Origin of the sequence: Ottowia sp. oral taxon 894 (assembly GCF_001262075.1) — a bacterium.
GTDB classification, from domain to species: Bacteria; Pseudomonadota; Gammaproteobacteria; order Burkholderiales; family Burkholderiaceae_C; genus Ottowia; species Ottowia massiliensis.
In genome coordinates this window covers 2,122,561-2,140,582 of record NZ_CP012073.1, presented here as the reverse complement: position 1 = coordinate 2,140,582, position 18,022 = coordinate 2,122,561, and the positions used below count along the sequence as shown (strand labels likewise).

Here is an 18,022-nt window from a genome sequence, read left to right as displayed (position 1 = left end):
AATGGCCCGCCGTGTTTCCTTGGCAGGCCAGAGCGGACAAAGCGCGCGGTCAGCGCAAATCAGTTGGCGCCGTCAGGCACGAAAACATAGCCCACGCCCCACACTGTCTGGATATAGCGCGGGCTGGCCGGGTCTTGCTCAATGAGTTTGCGCAGGCGGGAAATCTGCACGTCCAGGCTGCGGTCGAACGGCTCGAATTCGCGGCCGCGCGCCAGCTGGGCGAGTTTTTCGCGCGACAGCGGCTGGCGCGGATGGCGCACCAGCGCTTTGAGCATGGCGAATTCGCCCGTGGTCAGGGAGATTTCAACGCCGTTTTTGTGCAGCGAGCGAGCGCTCAGATCAAACACGAAGGGGCCGAAGCTCACCGACTCGCTCTCGGCAGCGGGCGCGCCAGGCGCTTCCAGCGGCGGGCGGCGGCGCAGCACGGCGTGAATGCGCGCGAGCAGCTCACGCGGATTGAAGGGCTTGCCCAGGTAGTCATCCGCGCCCACTTCCAGGCCCACGATGCGGTCCACATCCTCGCCCTTGGCCGTGAGCATGATGATGGGCGTTTTGTCGCCCGCAGCGCGCAGGCGGCGGCAGACGGACAGGCCGTCTTCGCCAGGCATCATCAAATCAAGCACGATCAGGTCCACGGCATCGCGCAGCATGATGCGTGACAGCGCCTTGGCGTCTTCGGCCACGATCACTTCAAAGCCTTCCTGCGCCAGATAACGGCGCAGCAGGTCACGAATGCGGGCGTCGTCATCAACGACCACGATCTTGTCGGTGCGATTGGCGAGCTGGTTCATGATTCTCCTGAGGTCGAATTTGTAACGGTGGCGATTGTGGCCTTGACAAAACGCGAAAAACGGAGTTTTTCAGCCCGGATTTCACTGTGTTACGTCTGTTGCCACTGACCGGCCATGCCGGGGAGTGGCAAATGCGGGCGTTTGTGCGAAGCTCCGCTGCGCCATGTCAGCAGTCCGTTCAATCCTCTTGTTCGCCTTCATCTGGCCCGCCAGCCCTTGCTGGGCGCAGCCAGCAGGCGAAGGCGCGCCTGGCGTTCAGCGCAGCGACTTGTGGAACAGCATTGAAGCGCATTACCGCACGCCTGCCGCCATGCAGCGCGCCACGCAGCGCCGCCTTTCTGCCGAAGAGCGCGCCTTGCTGCGCGAACAGGTGCGCGGCTACACGGCGCACGACGCAGCCCACATGGCGGCCCAGATGGCCGCGCACATGACTCCAGCGGCACCGCCATCTGCGGCTGCCGGCAGCGCCAATGGCGCCGTGGTTTCCATGCCAATAGCTACGGGTGAAGCGCCGCCTGCGTTGGCAACGCTTCAAGTGCCGGCGTCAGTCGGCAGCGCAAGCAGCACGGACTGAGTTTTCGTGTTTTTTCCCCTTGCCGCCGGGTTCTGGCGGCTTTTTTTCATCTTTTCAATCTCATGACCTCTTCCCGACTCTCGCCTGCCCCGCGCCTCGGACTGTGCGCCGCCTTGCTCGCGCTGGCCGCTGCGGCGCAGGCTGAAACCCGCCCAATGACCATGACCGCTCCCCAGAACGTTCTCCAGCTGGCTGCCCAGGGCAGCGTTGAAGTCCGACAGGACTTGCTCATGCTGACGCTCTCCGCCGACCGCGAAGGCGCTTCTGCCGCTCAGGTGCAGGAAAACCTGCGCGCGGCACTGGACGCTGCCTTGTCAGAAGCCAGAAAAACCGCCGAACCTCAGCAAATGGACGTGCAAACGGGCGAATTCAGCGTGATTCCCCGCTATGACCGCAACAACAAGATCAGCGGCTGGCAGGGCCGCGCCTCGGTGCTGCTGCAAGGGCGCGACTTTCCGCGCATTACCGCAGCGGCGGCGCGCGTGAGCGCCATGACGGTTTCTCATGTGGAGTTCGACCTGAGCCGCGAGCAGCGCGCCAAGGCGCAGACCGAAGCGCAGAAGCAGGCCATTGATGCCTTCAAGGCGCGCGCCGCCGAAATCACCCGCGCCTTTGGTTTTGCCAGCTACACCCTGCGCGAAGTGAGCGTGGGCAATGAAAACGATGAATTCATGCCGCGCGCCATGTATGCGGCGGCGCCTGAATCAGCCAGCCTGCTGAGCAAAAAGGCCGCTGTAGCCGTAGAGCCAGGAACCAGCACGGTGCGCGTAACGGTTTCCGGCTCGGTGCAGGCGCAGTAATTCGTTTTGCTTTAAACCAGTTCAGAGTCTGGCCGAGAGGGGCGAAAGAGCAGATCGGGATAAGCCGCAAGGCGCAAACCGCTTGAGTCCACGCTTTTGTGCCCGCAGGCAGATTGCAAATAGGCTTTTAAAAAAGGAGCGAATTCAGGGCATCTGAAATGCCGCCTCGCGCCCTTTCCACTAGGACCTCATGCTATTGATAAAGGAGCGAAATAAGCCCGCCTTCCGCCTGCCTGGACTGCCTTCCTTCGCGAGCGGGCGCTGCACAGGCGCCGGGCGGCCGCTCAATGCAGCGCCTTGTAGATGGCCTCGGCCAGGGTGCGGGAGATGCCTTCCACGGTAGCGAGGTCGTCCACGCTGGCGTTTTCCACGCCGCGCGCGCCGCCAAAGCGTTGCAGCAGGCGCGCGCGGCGGCGGGGGCCGATGCCGGGAATTTCTTCAATGCGGCTGCCGCCCACGCGGGTTTTGGCGCGCGCGGCGCGCATGCCGGTGATGGCAAAGCGGTGGGCTTCATCGCGGATTTGCGCCACCAGCATGAGCGCGGCGCTGTCGTGGCCCAGCCAGACCTTGGGGCGGCCGTCGGCAAAGACCAGCTCCTCCAGGCCCACTTTGCGGCCTTCGCCTTTTTCCACGCCGACGATGCGCGAAAGCTCCAGCCCCAGCGCGGCGAACACCTCGCGCGCCACGGCAACCTGCCCTTTGCCGCCATCGACCAGCACCAGATCGGGCAGGCGCGCGCGCGCGGCTTCCACCTCTTGCGGCTCGTCGCCGTGCAGCGCCTGGGCCAGCTTGCCGTAGCGGCGCTCAAGCGCCTGGCGCATGGCGGCGTAGTCGTCGCCGCCGGTGATGCCTTCAATCTTGAAGCGGCGGTATTCGCTGCTCTGCATCTTGTGGTGGTGAAAGACCACGCAGCTGGCTTGCGTGGCCTCGCCAGCGGTGTGGCTGATGTCAAAACACTCGATGCGCAGGTTGTCCAGATCGTCATCAGGCAGGTTCAGCGCCTCGGCCAGGGCGCGGGTGCGGGCCTGCTGCGAGCCTTCTTCCGACAGCAGGCGGGCCAGTTGCAAGGCGGCGTTTTGCTCGGCCATTTGCAGCCACACGCGGCGCTGGCCGCGCGGCGCCCAGGTGGCGGTGATGCGGCGCTCTTCCTTGCCCGCCAGCGTGTCCAGCAGCGCAGCGGAAACGGGCGCGCTGGCAATCAGGTGCGCGGGCGCGGGCACGTGCAGGTAGTGCTGGGCGATGAAGGCATCGAGCACGCGCGCCTCGATGCTGTCGTGCCCGGCTTCATCCAGCCGCTCGCCTGCCAGCGCGTCTTGCACTTGCGCGGGAAAGTAGGCGCGGTCGCCCAGGTGGCGGCCGCCGCGCACCATTGCCAGGTTCACGCACGCGCGGCCGCCTTGCACCTTCACGGCCAGAATGTCGGCGTCAGCCTCGCCACCCGTTTCCACCGCCTGCTGGTGCAGCACGCGCGAGAGCGCGGCAATCTGGTCGCGCAGCACGGCGGCCTGCTCGAACTCCAGCGCCTCCGAATGCGCCGCCATGCGCGCTTGCAGCGATTGCAGCAGCGCCTGCGTTTCGCCGCGCAAAAACTGCCCGGCGCGCGCCACGTCCGCCGCGTAATCCTCATGGCTGATCAGGCGCACGCAAGGCGCGGTGCAGCGCTTGATTTGATAAAGCAGGCAAGGCCGCGTGCGATTGGCAAAAACCGAGTCTTCACACGTGCGCAGGCGAAACACCTTCTGCAGCAGCTCGATGGTTTCTTTCACCGCCCAGGCATTCGGATAAGGGCCGAAATAGCGGTTTTTGCGATCCACCGCGCCACGGTAATAAGCCAGCCGCGCGTGCGCCAGCGCGCTGGGGGCCGCAGGCGGCGGCGTGTCTTTTTCATGCCCCGTGCCCGTCAGCTTGAGATAGGGGTAGCTTTTATCGTCGCGAAAAAGAATGTTGTATTTGGGCGCGAGCTGCTTGATCAGGTTGTTTTCCAGAATCAGCGCCTCGGCCTCGGAACGCACCACCGTCGTCTCCAGCCGCGCAATCTTGCTGACCATGTGGCCAATGCGCGTGCCGCCGTGGTTCTTTTGAAAATAGCTGGACACGCGCTTTTTCAGATTGCGCGCCTTGCCCACATAAAGCACCTGGCCCTTTTCGTCAAAGTAGCGGTACACCCCCGGCAGCGCCGGCAGCGCGGCCACCTGGGCCAGCAACTGCGGCGAGTGGGCGGCAGCGGCGGAAGATGAAGAAGAAAGCGCGTCAGACCCGGTCATTGGATGAAGTGTACGAAGGGGGCTGAAATGGCGGCGGCAGCAGGGACAAGCGTCCGGTTAGTATGTGAAAAATGACAATTGACAAGTTTTACGAACATATCAGCCATAAACGAAACATATATATTGCAAGGAATAAATATTACGTATAGCCTTCGGACTGCCCGAATGTCAGGGTTTTCATCAAGGAGCAGGCCATGAACGGAATATCCAGCACTGCCTCCCGCAGCAGCCTTCAATCCCTGCCCGATGCGCCCCAGCTGCAGCCCACCGGCGCAGACAGCCCGCAGCCAGCCTCCAGCCCCTCCACGCCCGGCAACGGCCAAACGCTCACGCGGATGGCGCGCGATGCCCGCCCGCCCCTGGCTGGCCAGCAGCAAGCCGCAGCGGCAAACGCCAAAGGCGCGGCAACCGGCGCCTCCCAGCTCAACATTGACGACAAAGGCCACGTCCAGCATGAAAGAGTCCTGCTGAAAACGGCGGCAGGGCGCGAAACCATCAGCCCGAAGATTGAGCGTATGGAAATGCCAAAGGTGAATGGGTTGATCATCCATCAGACGAACTCGCCATCGGTTTCTTCCACCCTGAATAGTTATGCGCTAAAAGGAGCCAATGGCGCTCACTTTTTGATTGACAAGGACGGAACCATTTATCAGACCGCTTCGCTGAAGCGGAAAACAAACCATGTGGGGCGGCTCAGGAGCCGCTGTGCGCAGGAAGAAAGCTGTTCGCCTCAAGAAATGAAGCTGAATCAAAAACATGACCCAGAAGGAGAATCCCTGCGGGAAAGTAAAAAACCGGTTGGCGACCGTTTCCCTTCCAATAGCGACTCCATTGGAATTGAACTGGTAGGCATGGCTTATAAAGCCAAAAGTCATCAGGAAACCAGCAATCTGGATGGCAGTTTCAACTTCCTGATTACCACCACAGACGGGAAGATGCTGAAATATGAAAATCTGTCGGCTGATGTCGCCATCCGGATGCGGGAAGAAATCAAGGAAAGTAAAAATAAAGACAATTATTCCGTATTCGAGCAGGTAACATTACAACAGAATGAGTCCCTCCGATGGCTGACGCAGCAGCTACGCAGAGAATATTCAATACCAGAATCGGAAGTCTTCGCTCATCCAACAGTTTCCCGCAAAACAGGTTCGGAAGCGCTGACAGCTCAATGGAGATAAAATGTCATGAATTTCAAATGGCTGGTCTGCCTGCCTTTCATTCTGACGCCTGGCGCTTTGTCTTTAGCCCAGCAAATACCTGAGCGCGATACTTGTGTGGAGATCGGGGAAGAGGATTTTACTGACGATACGATCACGCTATGCCCCTCGTCACTGCCGCCCATCAAGACAATTCAGGTGGAACGTTATAGTGAGAGCAAAAAAGGAATAGGGGAGCCGGATTGCAATACATTTCATCCGGACGCCGCTACAGTGCGGCGCTATTTTTCAAAAGCGCGGCAAATTAGCCGCTGGGACTGGACGCATAAGCTAACCATGATTTCATGCAGCGCTTCTGGCTCCATGACGCTGGAAGATGGGCGCAGAGCGCGCTGGGGTATTAGCCCCAACCGTTCAGCTCTCATCAGAATTGATGGAGGAGACTATCAGGAATACTTCTTCTTTTGCTCGAAAACAGATTGCGGTTTCCCGCCATTCTGGTAACAAGCGGCCATTTCAACAATTGCCTTCAAGCGCAGCGCATGAAGGCAATTTGTTTTGGAGACGATGACACGCATAAGCTCCAATGCCCCGCCAGAAATCCGCGCAATGAATATTCAATACCAGAATCGGAAGTTTTTGCTCATTCAACAGTTTCCCGTAAAACAGGTTCGGAAGCGCTGACAGCTCGATGGAGATAAATCATCATGAATTTCAAATGGCTGGTTTGCCTGCCTTTCATTATGACGCTTGGCGTCATGTCCTTGGCCCAAGAAATGCCTGTTCATGATGCCTGCTTGGATATATTGGAAGAGGACTTTGCAGACGACACGGTCACGCTATGCCCATCACCATTGCCGCCGATCGAAACGATTCAGGTGGAAGGTTACAGTGAAAGCGAAAAGGAAGCGGGAGAGCCGGACTGCAATACATTTCATCCGGACGCTGCCACGGTGCGGCGCTATTTCTCAAAAGCGCGGCAAATCAGCGGCCAAGACTGGATGCATACGCTAACCATGGTTCCATGCAGCGCTTATGGCTCTATGACGCTGCAAGGCGGACGCAAAGCAGAATGGGGCATTAGGCCCAGCCGTGCAGGTCTCATCAGAATTGATGGAGGAGACTACCAGGAATATTTCTTCTTTTGCTCGAAAGCGGATTGCGGTTTTTCGCCATTCTGGTAATGAAAACCGTCCCGGCGCATGCCAGGCAGGCTGCATTTTTGCGGGTGATGAAAATTCTGGGCCAGCCATGCGCGGGGCCATTTTTGTTGTCCGTTTCTTATATTGGCATCACCGTTCATCATGGCAGTGAAGGGCGCGCCTGATTGTCATTTGCCAGGCCCGGAATTCCGTGAATTTGCCGGTTTCTGCCAAAGGGAAAATCAACCAGCAGGCGCGGCCGCGTGAATTGGCCTGGGTTCTCCGCCATGTTTTCAGCGCGACGGTTTTCAGGAATGGCCATCAAGGATGGCTTGGCATACGCGTGCTGAAGAATCAATGCCTGCGGCGTTCCATCCGTATTGGCACGATGGTCAATTTTCGAGGCGCCCGAGCCTTCCGTCCCGCCTTCTCCCGCCGCAGGCCAAGGCGCGCAGACGGATCTGACCCAGTTGCCGCTGCCGCTTTCCATTGCCAGCCAGATGCCCGCCCGCGCCCGGAAGCCGGAACGCCTGCCCGGCCAGCAGGGGCAGCAGGAGCAGGCAGCCGCAAAAAGCGATCACGATGCGCCTTATGACTGGCACGATTCGCCAAGCTGCGATGACGGCGACGATGACTGGCGCAGAGACGGCGCTTCATCGCGCCGCGTGCGCAGGCATGACGGCAGCGGCTGCGAAACCCTGACTTCACCCAGACTGCTGCCCGGTAACGGCAAGCCATCAAACAACGCCTCAGGCTCCATTGGCCCCACGCCGGGCAGCGGCTCGCCAGAGGGCGGCGCGCCAGGCGGCGGTTCAACAGGCGGCGGCTCGGCAGGCAGCGGCTCACCGGCGGGCCTGCCCAGCGGCGGCCCTGGCAACGCTCCCGGCTCGCAAGGCGGCAGTCCCGGGCCAACCGGCCGCGTATTCGATTTCGACCCCGATGGCCGCTGGCATCCTGATTTGCCCGCGCCCGGCCCCGTCAATACACCCCTGGTCCAGCTTGCGCCCCCGCTCTGGATCGGCCCTGGCGCCGTGGGCGGCGGCTTCCCGCTCGCGCCGCCGCCTGACACCTATGGCCCGCCCGGCTATGACCCGCGCCTTGAGAGGCCGCGCGGCACGCCGGGTTATGGCGAGGACTCACTGCCGCCCTTGCCCTCGCTGCTGCCGCAAATCCACATTCCGGCAGCCCCCGCGCCGCTGATCAACCCTTCTGCGCCGCCGCCAGACAGGGACGATCAGGTGCGGGACAAAACGCCTTCCGAGATACTGGGCGGCAACCTTGAAGCCGCAGGCGTGCCAAGGCCGCCAGACACCGCTGCGCACCACATCGTGCCCTATGGCGACCGCCGCGCCCAGCGCATCCGCGACCTGTTGGGCAGCTTCAACCCGCCCATAGACCTGAATTCAGCAGCAAACGGTGTTTTCCTGCCCAGCCGGCCCGGCAGCACGGCGCCAGGGGCTTACCATCCGAGTTTGCATAGTGATGACTATTACGATGCATTAGCGCAAGATTTCGACTATGTCGAAAATCGCGAAGATGCTATTAATACACTGGACAGAATTCGCGAGCGTCTGCTTGATGGCACTTATCCCGGTTCTAAACCGGTTCCTCCGAAAGAATAGTATGCACATACTGAAATGCAATTTTGAAGGTTACGCCTCCTTTCTTTTTGGGAATTCAGAAGAAGAATCCAAATGGTATAATCTCCGCAGTCATTTTAGTCTGTTTGACGGCACGCCCCGCAATGGTAAATATCCCGTTCCGCAAGGCATACGCAACCGGATCGGAAAAGAAAATAGATCCAACGTTCTGCCCGATTTCACCCATATCGGGCTGACGCCCATTCCCACCTTTTCTGAGCGCGCCGTGCAGGCCTTGGGCGACATGCTCAGCCGCAATGGCGAGCTGGCGCCCATCAAAATGGATGAAGCCATGCAGTACTATGGATTCAACCCAACCCGCATCGTGGATGTGGTGGACGAAGAAAAATCCACCATCGCGTATTTTTCAAGCGGCAGGCTCATGGATATAGATCATTACGTCTTGCGAGCGGATGCAAAAGAATTGCCGCCTATTTTCAGAATTCCTCAATTGGTGCGCAACACGACCTACGTCAGCGACGAATTCATTGCCCGCGTGAATGAATGCAAGCTCACGGGCTTTCGCTTTCAGCCTCTGCCATAAATAAATCGGACGGCGCGCCCGGGATAGGATTTGAAATGCATGGGCAGCTTTGAGGGTATGCAAATTATCCTGGGTCAAAACCAGCTTTCCTGAAAGAATGACATGCACATCCTGGAATGCAATTTCGACGGTTATGCTTCTTTTCTTTTCAAAGATGCCGAAGAAGAAGACAAATGGCTTAGCCCTCGCGATCGTTTAAATTTATTTGACGGCACGCCCCGCAATGGTAAATATCCCGTTCCGGAAGGCATTCGCAACCGGGTTGGAAAGGAAAAGCGATCCAACGTCTTGCCCGATTTCACCCATATCGGGCTGACGCCCATTCCCACCTTTTCAGAGCGCGCCGTGCATGCTTTGGGCGACATGCTCAGCCGCTATGGCGAGCTGGCGCCCATCAAGATGAATGAGGCCATGCAGTACTATGGATTCAACCCAACCCGCATCGTGGATGTGGTGGACGAAGAAAAATCCACCATCGCGTATTTTTCAGACGGTGGACTAATGGACATAGATCATTATGTCTTGCGACCAGATGTGAAGGAGCTTCCGCCTATTTTCAGAATTCCCCAGCTGGTTGCAAACACGACCTACGTCAGCGACGAATTCATTGCCCGTGTGAATGAATGCAAGCTCACGGGCTTTCGCTTTCAGCCTTTGCCATGAAGGCGCAGGGCGGCCCAGTCAGGCGTTTTGTCAGCCTGTTTGGGTATTTGCCTTCGTGATTTTCACGAAGGCATTTTTTTTTGGGTTTGGCGCTGGCGATGCGCGTTGGCCGGTGATGGCTGCGGCGGCATCAGCCTGCCGCGTCAGTTGCCGGTCTTGCCAACGGGTATCGGGGCACATCAAAAAGAGGAGCGAATTCAGGTGCCTTGGAAATACATTCCGCGCAGACTCCACTAGGACCTATCGCTATGCTAAAAGGAGCGAAAAATAGCTGCCAGAAGGCGGCTTCTGCGCTGGCGCGGGGGACAATCGCCCGCGTGAACGCGACCGCTCGCCAGCCTCTGCTCTGGGACATTTTTTGCCAGGTGATTGACAACCACGGCGACGTGGGCGTGTGCTGGCGGCTGGCGCGCGAGCTGGCCGCGCGCGGCCATGCGGTGCGCCTGTGGCTGGATGACTTGCGTGCGCTGCCCTGGCTGGCCCCGGGCGCGTGGAGCGGGGCTTTCAAGCGCATCCGCGTGCTGCCCTGGCCGCGCAGCACCCAGGCGCTGGCGCAGCTGCCGCTGGCCGATGTGTGGGTGGAGGCTTTCGGCTGCGAGCTGCCCGCCGCCTTCGTGGCCCGCTTCGCCGCTGAACAGGCCATGCCGCAGCCGGTGTGGATCAATCTGGAATACCTCAGCGCTGAAGACTGGGTGGAGCGCATGCACGCGCTGCCTTCGCCCGTGCTGGCCGGGCCGCTGGCGGGGCGCCGCAAGTGGTTTTTCTACCCCGGCTTCACGCCAGCTGCGGGCGGGCTGCTGCGCGAAGGCGATTGGCCCGCGCGGCAGGCGCGCTTTGATCGCGCCGCCTGGCTGGCCGCCCACGGCGTGCGCTGGCAGGGCGAGCCGCTGGCCTCGCTGTTTTGCTACGAGCCGCCCGCCCTGCCCGCGCTGCTGGAGCAGTGCGCCGCAAGCGGCTGGCATTGGCTGGTGACGCCGGGCCGCGCCACGCAGGCCGTGCAGGCGGCGCTGCCGCTGTTGCGCTCAGCCTCCGCGCACATCACGCCGCGCATCACTTTTTTGCCGCACCTGCCCCAGCCTGCGTATGACGAGCTGCTGTGGGCGTGCGATTTCAATGGCGTGCGCGGCGAAGATTCGCTCACGCGCGCACTGTGGGCGGGCCGCCCTTTCGTGTGGCACATCTACCCGCAGCACGACGGCGCGCACCACGCCAAGCTGGCCGCCTTTTTGCGCTGGCTGCAAGCGCCCGCTTCACTGGCCGCCTTGCACGCCGCGTGGAACGATGCGCCCGGCGCGCCCGCCCTTCTGGCCCCCGGGCAAGCCGCCTTGCGCGAGTGGCAAGCTTGCGTGCAGGCCGCCCGCCAGCGCCTCATGCGGCAGGCCGATCTGGCCAGCCAGCTCATTCATTTCATCCATCAAAAGCAAAGCGAAACAAGCACATGACCACGCCCAGCCTTGACATCAGCGGCGCCATCGCCCGCATCACCCTCCAGCGCCCTGAAGCGGCCAACAAACTCGCGCCCGAAGACATCACCGCGCTGCGCGCCCACTTGCGCGAAATCAACGCCGCCGACGGCGTGCGCGTGCTCATCCTCCAAAGCGCGGGCAAGCACTTTTGCAGCGGGCACGACCTGGCCGAGCTGGCCGCCAACCCGCGCTCGGGCAACGGCTTTGGCGACATGGTGGACGCGCTGGCCGCCTGCCGCCCCGTCACCATCGCCGCCGTGCAAGGCGGCGCTTTTGGCGGCGGCGCCGATCTGGCCCTGGCCTGCGACTTTCGCGTGGGCGGCCCGCAATCGCGCGTGCGCGTGCCCCCGGTGCAGCTGGGCCTGCACCTGTACCAAAGCGGGCTGGAGCGCTTTGTGAGCCGCCTGGGCCTGAACATGGCCCGCCGCCTGCTGCTGGCCGCCGAGCCGCTGGACGCCGCCGCCATGCTGGACGGCGGCTTTCTCACCCACTTCAGCAACGGCCCCGACATCACCGGCGCCGTGGATGAGCTGGCCGCCACCCTGGCCCGCATGGCCCCGCTGGCCCTGCTGGGCATGAAGGAAAGCCTGAACCAGATTGCCTGCGGCCACGCTGACGCCGCCCTGATTGCCGCCCGCGTGCAGCGCACCATCCTGTCGGAAGACTTGCAAGAAGGCATCCAGGCCTTGCAGCAAAAGCGCGAGCCGGTGTTCAAGGGGCGGTAAAGGAGTCAGGGGCGCGCTGCGCCGCCCGTGGCGCAAAAAACAGGAGCGAATCGGGGTGGGTAAAAATACCGTTTAGCGCACGTTTCACTAGGACATCGTGCTATTGATTAAGGAGCGAAATAAGGCGACTTTCAAACTGCTCTCAGAGCCTATCCTCGAGCTCCAAATGAATGGCTCCTCCCATGTACCCCAGCGATATGAGCGATGCGCAGTGGCAGGTGCTGGCCAAACACTTTGCCGAAATGAACAAGAGAGCACGTCCCCGTGTACGAATCGCCCGGGACTTGATCAACGCCATCTTTTACGTGCAAGCCACAGGCGGCCAAACCACTGACCGCCGGTAGCGCGTGCTACCCAAGGACTACCCGCCCTGGAAACAGGTCTACGACACCTTTGCCCGCTGGCGCCAGCGCGGCGTGTGGGATGTGCTGCTGGCTGTGATGGTGCACTCAGCAGGTATTCAGGACCGGGTGGAAGTCAAGGCTTTGCTGATCAGGCTATTTATGCGCTTTGCTGGATTGTGAAGAGGGCTTTTGCCTGGTTGAGTCAATCGAGAAGACTGAGCAAAGACTACGGGGTCACTGGCGCTTTAGCCGAAGCATTCGTGAAGATTGCCTGCATTCGGCGCATGGTCAGGCTTCTGGGATGATTTTGGGGACAGGCTCTGAAAGAAGCTCGGGAAAAGCGCTGGAAGCAGGGCCGATTTTCGCGGCCTGGCTCCAAGCCGCGCCCAGCGGCTCAAAGGAGCGGGCGGCCGCATGCCGGACAATCCAGGGCCTTTCCGCCCGCCGCCCGCCCCCGCCTTTTCCTCGCCCCTTGCGCCCGAGATGAACCATCTGCCCCGCACAGAAGCCGCGCTGGCCAGCTACCGCATGCGGCTGGCCGTGGTGGCGCTGGCAGCCACGCTGGGCTTTGCGGCGCTGGGCACAAGGCTGTGGGTGCTGCAAGTGCAGCGGCACGAAGAAATGGCCGAGCGCGCCGAAAGCAACCGCACGGCGGTGGTACCCATCGTGCCCAACCGGGGCGACATTCTTGACCGCAACGGCGTGGTGCTGGCCACCAGCTACAAGGCGCACGCGCTGGAGATCACGCCCGCGCAGGTGCCGGGCGATCTGGACGAGGTGATTGACGCCCTTTCTGAAGTGGTGCCCATCAGCGAGCGCGAGCGCCGCCGCTTCGAGCGCCTGCGGCAGAACACGCGCAGCTTTGAATCGCTGCCCATCCGCATGCGCCTGACGGATGAGGAAGTGGCCCGCTTTGCCGCCAACCGCTACCGTTTTCCGGGCGTGGAAATCAAGGCGCGCCTGTTTCGCACCTATCCAATGGGCGAAGTGGCCGCGCACGCCATCGGCTACGTGGGCCGCGTCAATGACCGCGACAAGGAGCGCATCGAAGACCAGGGGCCGGAATACGCGGCCAACTACCGGGGCACGGACTACATCGGCAAATCCGGCATTGAGGCCAGCTATGAAGACGTGCTGCATGGCCGCACCGGCGTGGAGCAAATGGAAACCGCCTCGGGCGGACGCGCCGTGCGCCTGCTGGAGCGCCGCTCCGCCGCCAGCGGCCAGACGCTGCGCCTGACGATTGACATCACCCTGCAAAAGCTCGTGGAAGAGCTGTACGGCGAGCGGCGCGGCGCGCTGGTTGCCATGGATCCGCAAACCGGTGAAGTGCTCGCCTTCGTTAGCAAGCCCACGTTCGACCCCAACCTGTTCGTGGAAGGCATCGACCAGGCCACCTGGACGGAGCTGAACGAATCGCTCGCCCGCCCCCTGTTCAACCGCGCCTTGCGCGGCACTTATCCGCCCGGCTCCACCTTCAAGCCCTTCATGGCGCTGGCTGGGCTGGAAAGCGGCCGCATCACGCCGCAAACCACCGTGAACGACACCGGCAGCTGGGTGCTGGCCGGGCACGTGTTCCGGGGCCACGCCACCGGCACGGTGAACCTGGAGCAAAGCATCACCCGCTCCAGCAACGCCTATTACTACCAGCTGGCCTACGACATGGGCATCAGCGCCATCAACCGCTTCATGGGGCCGCTGGGCTTCGGGCGCGAAACGGGCATTGACCTGCCGGGCGAAGCCAGGGGCGTGCTGCCCAGCCCCGAGTGGAAGCGTGAAGCCATGCGCCGCTACAAGGACCGGCGCATGCAAGTCTGGGTACCAGGCGACACGGTCAATGTCGGCATCGGCCAAGGCTTCAACAACTACACCATGCTGCAAATGGCGCAGGCCGTGGCCACGCTGGCGGCTGACGGCGTCAAGCATCCGCCGCATCTGGTCAAGGCCACGCAGGCCAGCCCCGCCAGCGAGCCTGTGCCCGCCCCGCGCCCCGCCGCACAGAACATGGGCTACAAAAGCGCCCACATGAACGTGGTGCGCCAGGGCATGGTGGGCGTCACCCTGCGCGGCACGGGCCGCAGCGCCTTCAAGGACGCGCCGTATCTCTCGGGCGGCAAAACCGGCACCGCGCAAGCCATCACCATCGGCCAGAAAAGCCGCTACAACGCCGCCCGGCTGGCCGAATACCAGCGCGATCACTCGCTCTACATCGCCTTTGCCCCGGCAGAGCAGCCGCGCATCGTGGTGGCCGCCATTGTCGAAAACGCAGGCTTTGGCGCCACGGCGGCAGCGCCCATCGTGCGCCGCGTGCTCGACTACTGGCTGGCGGGCATTTACCCCAGCGAGCAAGACATCAAGGCCGTGCAGCGCAGCCGCGCCAGCGCCCCCATCGGCGCGCCGCGCACCGTGGAGGAAATGGCCATCCGCCCGCCCGAAGCGGCCAGGCCGCAGCCAGCGCCTGGCCCGGCTGACGCGGCTGATGCGCCCAATGCCGCGAATGCGGCAATCCAGACAGACACGCCCCCAACACCCCAGACGCCCGAAACATCCGCCGCGCCAGCCATGCTGCCGCACCCCAGGCCCGCAGCCGTGCAAGCGCCAAAGCAACCCGCGCCGCCTGCTGCCCGTAGCGCAGAGGATGGCGTGCCCTGAGAGCCTGTTCAGAGTTCGTCCATAGGTACGAAAAGCGCGGACTCAGGTGGCTGACGCAGGCGGCCTCGGGACCCGCCAAGCCTCTCCGGAGCGCAAGCGGCCCGCAAGCAACCCGTCAAGCCTGTTTACGGCTTGCCCGGCTTTGGATTGATTCAAAAACAAGAGCGAATTCAAGGGGCTATAAGTACCGTTTTGCGCACGTTCCACTAGGACGTATTGCTATGAACAGAGGAGCAAAAAAGACTTCTAATCCGTTGTCTCTTTGATCCAAGCGGCAAAGCTTGAGGCTGGCGGCGGCCTATCGCCAGGGCAACAAAAAACCCGCCAGACGGCTTCTGCCCTGGCGGGTTCGCTGTTTTCAAATCAGGCGTTTTTTATGCGCTCTTGGCGGCGGCTTCCGCTTTTTTGAGGATGACGTACATCTCATCCTTGAGGCGCAGTTTTTGTTTTTTCAGCGTTTCAATGGTTTCGTGCGCTGCGCTTTCCACGCCGCTTTCCATGCGCTTGATCTGGTGATCAAGTTCGTTGTGCTGCTCGAACAGGCGGCTGAAATGGGGATCGGCGTTTTTCAGCTTGCTGATCAGGTCGCGAAATTCTGGAAACATGGAATCTCCTTTCTTGGGTGGTGGAATGACCTTGATTCTAGATGGGCCGCCGGCTCCGGAATCCAGCCGGCGGATTGCGCGTTGCGCTCTTCAATGCTGGGGCGGCCCGCACCGCCGCCCGGGCGGAACATGAAAAGCTGCGGCGGCGAGGCGCCATCGGCCGTCAGTGTTCATCCTTTCGCGGGCCGCTGGCGTTTTTTGACGGCTTCTTTGGCGTTTTTGGCGCGTTTTGCCGGTTTTTCTTCCAGCACGCAATCGGCGAAGTAGCGTTTGCGGCCCTGTTCGTCCTCCACTTCCACCAGGCCGTGAATATCGGTTTCAAAGCCGGGGCATTCCAGGGCGAAAGTGCGGGCGAATTTGAGGTAATCGACGATTTTCTGGTTGAAGACTTCGCCGGGAATGAGCAGCGGAATGCCGGGCGGATAGGGCGTGACCAGGCCGACGGTGACGCGCCCTTGCAGATGGTCGATTTCCACGCGTTCGGTGCGCCGGCGGGCAATGCAGGCGTAGGCGTCGGCGGGCGTCATGGCGGGGGTGAGTTCGCTCAAATACATCTCGGTGGTCAGGCGCGCGATGTCGTATTTGGCGTAGAGCTGGTGCACGTGCTGGCACAAGTCGCGCAGGCCCATGCGCTCGTAGCGGCGGTGTTGCGCGCAAAACTCGGGCATCACGCGCCAGAGGGCGTGGTTGCGGTCGTAGTCCACTTTGAACTGCTGCAAGGCGGCCAGCAGCGTGTTCCAGCGGCCTTTGGTGATGCCGATGGTGAACATGACAAAAAAGCTGTAGAGGCCCGTTTTTTCCACCACCACGCCGTGCTCGGCCAGGTATTTGCTGACGATGCTGGCGGGTATGCCGGTGTCGCCAAACTTGCCATCCAGCCCCAGGCCGGGGGTAATGATGGTGGTTTTGATGGGGTCGAGCATGTTGAAGCCCGGCGCCAGCTGGCCGAAGCCGTGCCAGCTTTCCTGCCCGCTTTTTTTGCCGCCCTTTTCCCTGCCCGTCTCTCTGCTCTTTTCCCGACTCTTTTGGGCGGCTCCATCCTGAATGATCCAGTCATCGGCGCGGCCCACGCCTTCAGCGGCAAGCTGCTGCGGCCCCCACACGGTGAACCACCAGTCGCCCTCGCCAAAGTCGGCGGCCACCTTGCGCATGGCGCGGCGAAAGTCCATTGCCTCCAGCAGGCTTTCTTCGACCATCGCGCGGCCGCCGGGCGGCTCCATCATGGCGGCGGCCACGTCGCAGCTGGCGATGATGCTGTACTGCGGGCTGGTGGAGGTGTGCATCAGATACGCCTCGTTGAAAAGGAAGCGGTCCAGCGGCACGGTTTGCGAGTCTTGCACCAGCACCTGGCTGGCCTGGCTGATGCCCGCCAGCAGCTTGTGAATGGACTGGGTGGCGTACACCAGCGATTTTTTCGGGCGCGGCCTTTTCTTGCCCATGGCGTGATACGCGCCGTAGAAGGAGTGAAAGGCCGCGTGCGGCAGCCAGGCTTCGTCGAAATGCAGGTTGTCGATGTAGCCGTCCAGCAGCTGCTTGATGGTTTCGGTGTTGTAGAGGATGCCGTCGTAGGTGGACTGCGTGAGCGAAAGAATGCGCGGGCGCACCGCTTCGGCGTCCACATGCCGCAGCAGCGGATTGGCGCGAATCTTGGCCTGGATGGCCTGCGGCTCGAACGCCTCGCGCGCAATGGGGCCGATGATTCCGTAATGGTTGCGCGTGGGCCTGAGAAACACCGGCACCGCCCCCGTCATGATGATGGCGTGCAGGATGCTTTTGTGGCAGTTGCGGTCCACCACCACCACATCGCCCGGCGCCACGGCGTGATGCCACACGATTTTGTTGCTGGTGGATGTGCCGTTGGTGGTGAAAAAGCAGTGGTCGGCATTGAAGATGCGCGCCGCGTTGCGCTCGCTCTCGCCAATGGCGCCGTCGTGGTCCAGCAGCTGGCCCAGCTCTTCCACGGCGTTGCACACATCGGCGCGCAGCATGTTCTCGCCGTAAAACTGGTGATACATCTGCCCGATGGGGCTTTTGAGAAACGCCACGCCGCCCGAATGACCCGGGCAGTGCCAGGAATAGGAGCCGTCTTCCGCGTAGTCCAGCAGCGCCTTGAAAAAAGGCGGCTGTATGCCTTCCAGATACGCACGGGCCTCGCGGATGATGTGCCGCGCCACAAACTCCGGCGTGTCTTCAAACATGTGGATGAAGCCGTGCAGCTCGCGCAGGATGTCGTTGGGCAGGTGCTGGCTGGTCTTGGTCTCGCCATGCAGGTAGATGGGCACATCCGGGTTCTTGCGCCGCACCTGCTGGATGAAATGGCGCAAATTCAAAATGGCCGGGGCCAGATCGGGGCCGGGGTTGTCCGGGCCGGGGCTGAACTCCTCATCGTCAATCGAAAGAATGAAGGCGCTGGCGCGGCTTTGCTGCTGGGCAAACTGCGCCAGATCGCCATAGCTGGTGGCGCCCACCACCTCAAAGCCCTCTTCCTCGATGGCTTTGGCCAGCGCCCGGATGCCCAGGCCCGAAGTGTTGTCGTTGCGGTAGTCCTCGTCGATGATGACGATGGGGAAATGGAATTTCATGGGCGCGGCCTCCTCTTGGCGTTGCAATCGGGCAAAGCAAAAAACGCCTGCGTCTTTCACGCAAGCGCCACGG

19 protein-coding genes are annotated in these 18,022 nt (G+C 61.8%); 14 read left to right on the top strand and 5 right to left on the bottom strand.

Annotation, left to right across the window (positions count from 1 at the left end; translation table 11 throughout):
* Positions 1–59: 59 nt before the first annotated feature.
* Positions 60–791, bottom strand: coding sequence for a two-component system response regulator OmpR (ompR, locus tag ADJ79_RS09340; protein WP_050715726.1), 732 nt, complete (start codon positions 789–791; stop codon positions 60–62).
* Between the two features lie 163 nt (positions 792–954).
* On the opposite strand from ompR, the gene ADJ79_RS09335 reads away from it, so the two are divergent.
* Together ADJ79_RS09335 and ADJ79_RS09330 are read left to right on the top strand one after the other, a co-directional pair.
* Entirely contained in the window at positions 955–1,365 is a 411-nt protein-coding gene (locus ADJ79_RS09335) for a hypothetical protein (RefSeq protein ID WP_146006828.1), read from the top strand.
* 62 nt (positions 1,366–1,427) lie between these two features.
* Positions 1,428–2,165 (top strand): SIMPL domain-containing protein, encoded by a 738-nt coding sequence (locus tag ADJ79_RS09330; RefSeq protein WP_050715724.1) that lies wholly within the window; start codon positions 1,428–1,430, stop codon positions 2,163–2,165.
* Between the two features lie 284 nt (positions 2,166–2,449).
* On the opposite strand, the gene uvrC is transcribed toward ADJ79_RS09330, so the two are convergent.
* On the bottom strand, positions 2,450–4,429 hold the full coding sequence (gene uvrC, locus ADJ79_RS09325) for an excinuclease ABC subunit UvrC (protein WP_050715723.1): 1,980 nt from the start codon (positions 4,427–4,429) through the stop codon (positions 2,450–2,452).
* Between the two features lie 194 nt (positions 4,430–4,623).
* Here uvrC and ADJ79_RS09320 point away from each other — a divergent pair, with 194 nt between their 5' ends.
* The 4 genes from ADJ79_RS09320 to ADJ79_RS14340 all read left to right on the top strand — a co-directional run bounded on the left by ADJ79_RS09320 (position 4,624) and on the right by ADJ79_RS14340 (position 6,913).
* On the top strand, positions 4,624–5,607 hold the full coding sequence (locus ADJ79_RS09320) for a peptidoglycan recognition family protein (protein WP_050715722.1): 984 nt from the start codon (positions 4,624–4,626) through the stop codon (positions 5,605–5,607).
* A 6-nt stretch (positions 5,608–5,613) separates the two neighbouring features.
* Complete coding sequence (locus ADJ79_RS14350; RefSeq protein ID WP_156304119.1) at positions 5,614–6,090, top strand: hypothetical protein; 477 nt, start codon at positions 5,614–5,616, stop codon at positions 6,088–6,090.
* Positions 6,091–6,293: 203 nt separating this feature from the next.
* Positions 6,294–6,770, top strand: coding sequence for a hypothetical protein (locus ADJ79_RS14345; protein WP_156304118.1), 477 nt, complete (start codon positions 6,294–6,296; stop codon positions 6,768–6,770).
* Complete coding sequence (locus tag ADJ79_RS14340; RefSeq protein WP_156304117.1) at positions 6,770–6,913, top strand: hypothetical protein; 144 nt, start codon at positions 6,770–6,772, stop codon at positions 6,911–6,913. Before ADJ79_RS14345 ends, ADJ79_RS14340 begins: the two co-directional genes overlap by 1 nt.
* Here the strand turns inward: ADJ79_RS14340 and ADJ79_RS14335 are convergent.
* On the bottom strand, positions 6,889–7,218 hold the full coding sequence (locus ADJ79_RS14335) for a hypothetical protein (RefSeq protein WP_146006831.1): 330 nt from the start codon (positions 7,216–7,218) through the stop codon (positions 6,889–6,891). The two genes, ADJ79_RS14340 and ADJ79_RS14335, sit on opposite strands and share 25 nt — an antisense overlap.
* Between ADJ79_RS14335 and ADJ79_RS09310 the strand changes: the two genes are divergently transcribed.
* The 8 genes from ADJ79_RS09310 (at position 7,199) to mrdA (ending at position 14,762) form a co-directional block, all read left to right on the top strand.
* Positions 7,199–8,350 (top strand): AHH domain-containing protein, encoded by a 1,152-nt coding sequence (locus ADJ79_RS09310; protein WP_156304116.1) that lies wholly within the window; start codon positions 7,199–7,201, stop codon positions 8,348–8,350. The genes ADJ79_RS14335 and ADJ79_RS09310 overlap by 20 nt on opposite strands.
* A 1-nt stretch (position 8,351) precedes the next feature.
* Positions 8,352–8,912: an imm11 family protein gene (locus ADJ79_RS09305; RefSeq protein WP_050715719.1), complete on the top strand. Its 561-nt coding sequence runs from the start codon at positions 8,352–8,354 to the stop codon at positions 8,910–8,912.
* Positions 8,913–9,014: 102 nt separating this feature from the next.
* Positions 9,015–9,575, top strand: coding sequence for an imm11 family protein (locus ADJ79_RS09300; RefSeq protein ID WP_050715718.1), 561 nt, complete (start codon positions 9,015–9,017; stop codon positions 9,573–9,575).
* A 317-nt stretch (positions 9,576–9,892) separates the two neighbouring features.
* Positions 9,893–11,017: an elongation factor P maturation arginine rhamnosyltransferase EarP gene (earP, locus tag ADJ79_RS09295; protein ID WP_050715717.1), complete on the top strand. Its 1,125-nt coding sequence runs from the start codon at positions 9,893–9,895 to the stop codon at positions 11,015–11,017.
* Positions 11,014–11,766, top strand: coding sequence for an enoyl-CoA hydratase/isomerase family protein (locus ADJ79_RS09290; RefSeq protein WP_050715716.1), 753 nt, complete (start codon positions 11,014–11,016; stop codon positions 11,764–11,766). Before earP ends, ADJ79_RS09290 begins: the two co-directional genes overlap by 4 nt.
* A 182-nt stretch (positions 11,767–11,948) precedes the next feature.
* Positions 11,949–12,110, top strand: coding sequence for a transposase (locus tag ADJ79_RS13270; RefSeq protein ID WP_172674050.1), 162 nt, complete (start codon positions 11,949–11,951; stop codon positions 12,108–12,110).
* A gap of 3 nt (positions 12,111–12,113) precedes the next feature.
* Positions 12,114–12,290, top strand: coding sequence for a transposase (locus ADJ79_RS13265; protein WP_082203239.1), 177 nt, complete (start codon positions 12,114–12,116; stop codon positions 12,288–12,290).
* 303 nt (positions 12,291–12,593) lie between these two features.
* Positions 12,594–14,762, top strand: a complete 2,169-nt coding sequence (gene mrdA / locus ADJ79_RS09285; RefSeq protein WP_082203238.1) for a penicillin-binding protein 2 — start codon at positions 12,594–12,596, stop codon at positions 14,760–14,762.
* Between the two features lie 374 nt (positions 14,763–15,136).
* Here mrdA and ADJ79_RS09280 read toward each other — a convergent pair whose 3' ends face one another.
* Both ADJ79_RS09280 and ADJ79_RS09275 read right to left on the bottom strand, forming a co-directional pair.
* Entirely contained in the window at positions 15,137–15,367 is a 231-nt protein-coding gene (locus ADJ79_RS09280; protein WP_050715715.1) for a YdcH family protein, read from the bottom strand.
* Positions 15,368–15,537: 170 nt separating this feature from the next.
* A complete protein-coding gene (locus tag ADJ79_RS09275) occupies positions 15,538–17,949 on the bottom strand; it encodes an arginine/lysine/ornithine decarboxylase (protein ID WP_050716547.1) in 2,412 nt (803 codons plus the stop codon).
* Between the last annotated feature and the right edge of the window lie 73 nt (positions 17,950–18,022).